Source organism: uncultured Amnibacterium sp. (assembly GCF_964244015.1).
Classification (GTDB): domain Bacteria; phylum Actinomycetota; class Actinomycetes; order Actinomycetales; family Microbacteriaceae; genus Amnibacterium.
In genome coordinates this window covers 1-3,667 of the sequence record NZ_CAXTHO010000187.1, presented here as the reverse complement: position 1 = coordinate 3,667, position 3,667 = coordinate 1, and the positions used below count along the sequence as shown (strand labels likewise).

The following is a 3,667-nucleotide window of genomic DNA, read 5'->3' as shown; positions in this document are numbered from 1 at the left end:
CTGGACCGCCGCCTTCCCGGGATGGACGGCGTCGATGTCGTTCGGGGCCTGCGCGCCGCCGGTGTGGCCACACCGGTTCTGATGCTCACCGCGCTCGGCGCGGTCACCGACCGGGTGGAGGGGCTCGACGCGGGCGCGGACGACTACCTCATGAAGCCGTTCGACTTCGCCGAGCTCGCAGCCCGCCTCCGCGCACTCCGCCGGGTGCACGGCGCGGAGGAGACCGTCGTCTACATCGGCGACTGGGAGTTCCGGCCCGCGAACCGCCTGATCAACTCGCCGTACGAAGGGCGGAAGGTGCTGACGGAGACCGAGACGCACCTGCTGTCGCTGCTCGCGCAGCACCCCGACGAGACCCTGTCGCGCGAGCGCATCCTGCGGGAGGTCTTCCCCGTCGGCGACAGCGTCGGCACCGTCGACACCTACGTCCACTACATCCGGCGGAAGACGGAGCGGGACATCATCACGACCGTCCGCGGCCGCGGGTACCGGGTGGGACAGCCCTGAGCGCGCCGAGAAGCCCGGAGGACGTCGACCTCCGAGCGGTGCGGGGCGCTGCTCTGCGGACGGCGTGGCAGGTCGCGGCGGTGTCGACGGCGCTCGTCGTCGGCATCCTGGGGCTCGCGGCGCTGTTCGTCCTCGACCAGTCGAGGCCGACCGAGCTGCTCGAGAAGCCGGCGCCGGGCGAGACGAAGATCTACGTCGATGCGAACGAGGTGCTCGTCGCGCTCGTGGTCCTCGGCGTGGTCGCGGTCGTCGTCGTGGGCGGCGCCAGCTGGGTGATCAGCCGGCGGGCGGTCGCGCCGCTCGGTTCGGCGCTGCGGATGCAGCGCGCGTTCGTCGCCGACGCGAGTCACGAGCTGCGGACGCCGCTCACGGTGCTCGACACGCGCCTCCAGCTGCTCTCGCGCAAGCTGGAACGGCAGGAGCCCTACGCCGACACCCTGTCCTCTGCGCGCCGGGACGCCCGGATCATGATCGACCTGGTCACCGATCTGCTGCTCGTCGCCGAGGCGTCGGCGACCGAGGTGCCCGGTGCTGCGGGCCCCGGGTCCGACCTCCGGCCGACGGTGCTGTCGAGCGTCCGCGACCTGCAGGTGCTCGCGGTGGAGCGCGGCCGCACGATCGCGGTCGCGGTCGACAACGAGGCCCGGGTCACGCTGTCGGAGACGAGCCTCCGGCGCGCGCTGGTCGTGCTGATCGACAACGCGGTCGCTCACTCGCCGGCGGGCGGGACGGTCCGGGTCACCGCCGGAGTCGAGCGCGGCCGGGCCGTCGTCCGGGTGGCGGACGAGGGCGACGGCATCCGCGGGATCGAGGTCGACCAGGTCTTCGAGCGGTTCGCCCACGGCGCCACGACGGGACAGCGCCGGGGCTTCGGGCTCGGCCTCGCGCTGGTGCGCGATCTCGCCGTCCGGCACGGCGGCCGCGTGACCGTGGAGTCCACCTCCGACACCGGCACGATCATGCGGCTGGAGCTGCCCGTCGTGCGCTGACGTGACCGCCGGCGGCGCCGACCAGGCCGCGGTGCCGTGGTCCCGGCGATCTCGCGGCCCCCGCCGACCCGGGCCCGTGCCGGGCACGGGCGATGCGCGGAGGAGGGAGGTCATGGCAGGACGGTCGGGCACTGCGGGCGAGCACCGCCAGGACGGACGCTGCGTCTTGGTCGTTCCTCCGCGGAGACCGCACATCCTCGGGGCATGGATGTGCAGTCGTTGCTCGAAGGCGTCGGCCCGTGGGCGCTCGTCGTGATCGCGGTCTTCGTCTTCATCGAGTCGGGGTTGCTGTTCCCCTTCCTGCCGGGCGACTCGCTACTCGTCACCGCCGGTCTCGTGCACCAGAGCCTGGGACTGTCCGTCCCGGTGATCGCGCTCGTCGCCTTCGTCGCCGCCGTAGCGGGTGACCAGGTCGGGTACCTGCTGGGCGACCGGTTCGGTTCGCGGCTGTTCAAGGACGACGCACGGATCCTGAAGACCTCACGGCTGCGGGAGACGGAGGCGTTCTTCGAGCAGTACGGCGGGCGCGCCCTGGTGCTCGGCCGCTTCGTCCCGGTCGTCCGCACCACCGTGCCGCTCGCCGCGGGCAGCGCCCGGTATCCCTACTGCCGCTTCCTGCCCTGGAACCTGCTCGGCGCGTTCCTCTGGGCGGTCGGTGTGACTGTCGTCGGCTCCCTGCTGGGCGGCGTCCCGTTCATCGCGGACAACATCGACGTGCTGCTGACGGTGATCGTGCTCGTCTCGGTCCTGCCCGTGATCACCGGCCAGGTGCGCAAGCGGATCCTCGCCCGCCGCGCCACGCCCGACCCCGGGTGAGATCCTCGCGTGCCAGCGGTGTTCAGGCTGTGCGGAGGGGGTCACAGCTGCAGTCGACCGGCCCGGGTCCTCCGAGCGCCCGATGTTCTGCTCTCGGCAGAAGTGAGCGATCCCACGCTGCTCCGCTGGGTTCTCAGTCGCTGCTACGTCCTTGTGGTCGACTACTCCATCGGATCAGCTGCTGCGTCGAGCGCGGGCGGCGGAGTTCGACGAACGAATGCGCCGACCGGGGCCTCGGGCGGGGCGAGCGTGACTCCGACCGAGTCCCACTGATACACCTCCGCGCCCGGTTCGGGGTCTTGGGTCGAGACGACCAAATCCTGGTGCTGCCACCAGTACGCACTCAGGGGCGGAGCGTCGGGGTTCGGATCAGCGGGCTTCACTTCGGCCTGACGCTCGACGGCGATAGCTGCGAAGAAGCTCAGGCCGCGGAAGTCGGGCACCACCCGAGTGGGGCGCAGCCTGGCTCTCTTCTCCACCGCTGCAGTGTGTGCCCGCCCCGGCTGTGGCGCAAGCAGACAGTTGAGGCGAGGTCGAGTGAGCTGTCAGGAGTCGAGGCGGAGTGGCCAGGGCGCCCACCCGTCGGGCAGGGCGTCGAGTCGTGTCGCGACGGCGGCGAGACGTTCCGGGTCGAGGGGGTCGTCTGATTCGCCAGCTCGAGAGTGGTTCGGATTGTGGATCGAGCCGAGGTGGACGGGGCGTCGATTCTGGCTATGGCGTTGACTGCTGTCCGTGATCCGGATGCTGAGGGGAGGCTCGCGAACCAGGGGACGAGTGCTCCAGGTCTCGGTCGCGTCGATGCTCGCACTCGTCGCGCTCAGCGGCTGCACGACGCTTTCCACTCTCGGCGCTTCCGGCGCACCGCGGGATGCCGAGGGCCGGCCGATCGATCCCGGCCCGCCCTCGCCGTCGACCTGCGTCACGCGATCGTCGAGCGGGCCGCAGAGCAGCTGCGTGCCCGTTCACAATCCGCCGTCGCGCATCTACGTGGAGCAGGCGATCAACACGCTCCTCCCGACTCGCGCGTACACCTCGATAGAGCACGTCCGGTGCTCGGAGCGGATACCGGGCCCACCGTCCACGTCTGACCCCACGGGCCTCGATGCCTTCTCGCACTGGGCCTGCGTCGGCCAGGAGATCAGGGGCCGCTACCTGCACGAGGACGTGATCTGGTCACCCTCCTCCGGCTATCTCGGGCTCAACGCGGTCACCCGGGATCTGTCGCCGCAGCTGACCATGCCGCAGCCGAACGACCCGGGCCTGCCGAACCCGTATCTGCCCGAGGAGTCGCAGCACCCGACTCCGACCCCGAGCAGGTCCCTCTCGCAGCACGAGCTCGCCCGCCGATGACCAGC

The 3,667-nt window shown here is 71.2% G+C and carries 5 protein-coding genes; 4 read left to right on the top strand and 1 reads right to left on the bottom strand.

Features of this window, described 5'->3' with window-relative positions; all coding sequences use genetic code 11:
- The 3 genes from ACFE67_RS14505 to ACFE67_RS14495 form a co-directional block, all read left to right on the top strand.
- Positions 1–507, top strand: a 507-nt coding sequence (locus ACFE67_RS14505) for a response regulator transcription factor (RefSeq protein ID WP_375407583.1), incomplete at its 5' end; no start/stop codon positions are given.
- 80 nt (positions 508–587) lie between these two features.
- On the top strand, positions 588–1,496 hold the full coding sequence (locus ACFE67_RS14500; protein WP_375407582.1) for a sensor histidine kinase: 909 nt from the start codon (positions 588–590) through the stop codon (positions 1,494–1,496).
- Positions 1,497–1,700: 204 nt separating this feature from the next.
- A complete protein-coding gene (locus tag ACFE67_RS14495) occupies positions 1,701–2,312 on the top strand; it encodes a DedA family protein (RefSeq protein ID WP_375407581.1) in 612 nt (203 codons plus the stop codon).
- Positions 2,313–2,473: 161 nt separating this feature from the next.
- On the opposite strand, the gene ACFE67_RS14490 is transcribed toward ACFE67_RS14495, so the two are convergent.
- On the bottom strand, positions 2,474–2,791 hold the full coding sequence (locus ACFE67_RS14490; RefSeq protein WP_375407580.1) for a hypothetical protein: 318 nt from the start codon (positions 2,789–2,791) through the stop codon (positions 2,474–2,476).
- 475 nt (positions 2,792–3,266) lie between these two features.
- Between ACFE67_RS14490 and ACFE67_RS14485 the strand changes: the two genes are divergently transcribed.
- A complete protein-coding gene (locus ACFE67_RS14485) occupies positions 3,267–3,662 on the top strand; it encodes a hypothetical protein (RefSeq protein ID WP_375407579.1) in 396 nt (131 codons plus the stop codon).
- The last annotated feature ends 5 nt before the right edge of the window (positions 3,663–3,667 follow it).

Excerpts from the sequence above, each read along its gene's own strand:
- ACFE67_RS14495 (WP_375407581.1), top strand. The coding sequence starts at position 1,701 with ATGGATGTGCAGTCGTTGCTCGAAGGCGTCGGCCCGTGGGCGCTCGTC.